This is a genomic window from Bacillus sp. SIMBA_005 (assembly GCF_046535585.1).
Taxonomy (GTDB): Bacteria; Bacillota; Bacilli; order Bacillales; family Bacillaceae; genus Bacillus; species Bacillus pumilus.
Window position 1 is genome coordinate 1 of sequence record NZ_JAWRWI010000308.1, and the last position, 276, is coordinate 276.

Sequence of the window (276 nt, forward strand, 5' to 3'; positions counted from 1 at the left end):
GCATGAATGAGCACATGGATCATTTATACACGAAACGCAAGCAGGCAGAAGAAGGCGGAGGACAGGAAAAGCTGGCTCAGCAGCGGCAAAAGGGCAAGCTCACTGCTCGGGAAAGGATCATATTTCTTCTAGATCAGGACAGCTTTATCGAATTAAACCCCTTCATGGAAAGTCAAGTGTTAACAAGAGAACAGCGCATGTTAGGGGATGGGGTCGTGACAGGGTACGGCACAATTGACGGCCGCTCAGTTTATGTATTTGCGCAAGACTTCACAG

The 276-nt window shown here is 48.6% G+C and carries 1 protein-coding gene; it reads left to right on the forward strand.

Going from position 1 to position 276, the window contains the following annotated elements; all coding sequences use genetic code 11:
- Positions 1-2: 2 nt before the first annotated feature.
- The coding region (locus SB660_RS20245) for a carboxyl transferase domain-containing protein (RefSeq protein ID WP_410584098.1) at positions 3-276 on the forward strand (274 nt) is incomplete at its 3' end.